This is a genomic window from Acinetobacter towneri DSM 14962 = CIP 107472 (genome assembly GCF_000368785.1).
GTDB classification, from domain to species: Bacteria; Pseudomonadota; Gammaproteobacteria; order Pseudomonadales; family Moraxellaceae; genus Acinetobacter; species Acinetobacter towneri.
The window spans coordinates 1-1063 of the sequence record NZ_KB849680.1 but is presented as its reverse complement, the minus strand read 5'-3'; the positions used below and the strand labels follow the sequence as shown (position 1 = coordinate 1063).

General features: G+C 42.4%; 2 protein-coding genes. Both read right to left on the bottom strand.

All coding sequences use genetic code 11. The annotated features are described in order from the left end of the window. Positions 1-213: 213 nt before the first annotated feature. Positions 214-504 carry a hypothetical protein gene (locus tag F947_RS00565; protein ID WP_004969891.1) on the bottom strand — a complete coding sequence of 97 codons (291 nt, stop codon included), beginning with the start codon at positions 502-504 and terminating at the stop codon, positions 214-216. Between the two features lie 74 nt (positions 505-578). Next, positions 579-1063: hypothetical protein (locus F947_RS14675; RefSeq protein ID WP_004969888.1), on the bottom strand; the 485-nt coding region annotated here is incomplete at its 5' end.

Below are 1063 nucleotides of genomic sequence, written 5' to 3'. Positions count from 1 at the left end.
AAAAAAAGTTCATCAACTTGGTTATAAAAGTGGGCAAAGTTCCCGCTCTGCCCCTACAACCATGACTAGTGTTCTATCATCTTACTATGGTTTTTCTTTCTGCGGTCAGCTCTGCGCTCGCTCGCTCGCGACAGGCTTCGCTTGAAATAAAAAGTAATCAAAGAGGGGAGGAAATTCATTTTTCAAAGTTCGCCTCGTAGACACTCGGCTCTGCTATAGCTTCGATAAGTCGCTGATATCACAAAAAATAAAATCCCTCCTGTCTATGAAAACCAAGTCTTTATTGTGTCGCTTGATAGACCGCTTTGCTTTGTCCAAGTCATGAGCATCCCAAAAACCCGCGCCAGCACATAAAATCAATGGGTGCTGCCATTCCGCCATCTGTGCCAGTGCTACAACTTTTTGAGTTCCGCTGTCTGCTTGCCAGCGAACAAAAATAATCGACTGCGCGGCTTTTATTAATCTACACGCATTTTTTGATAATCTCGATTGAACGCTCATCATTAAGATATCCATCTAAACTTTAAGATATTATATCAACCAAATAACAACTAATCATCAATTAAATAACAACTAAATTAAAATGATGGTCCCTCAAGATCATCCTTATCCCTGCTTTTTTCTAAAGCAGGGGATGGGGAAAGGGTTGCCATTTCTGCCTTGTTTTTTGCTATACGCTCTTTTGTCTGATAGTCATACAAGACATGATCAAAGATGCTTTTCTCTGCCTTTTCCTCGCATGCGTGTAGATGCTCCCGCAGTGCTTCCGCCTTTTTCTCATACTTTGAGCCGTAGCGATCTAAAAGCACATAAAGCCAATTTGATGTGGCAGCACAGACTTTTCGAGTTATCGGCCCCTGAGCAGCCCCAGCGCCAACGTAAGAGGGCGCAAGCTCTTCAAATGACTTGGTAAGATGATCAAGAAAAAATCCAAAATCTTGTTCGTTTTTGACTCGAAAAAGGCTTATGCACCCCTTGTAAACAGGGTTAAGCTCTCCGAAGTCAGACCTTTTGACCTCGTCCATGATCTTTAACGGGTCAGCAGTAAAAGCCGCTTTTTTTT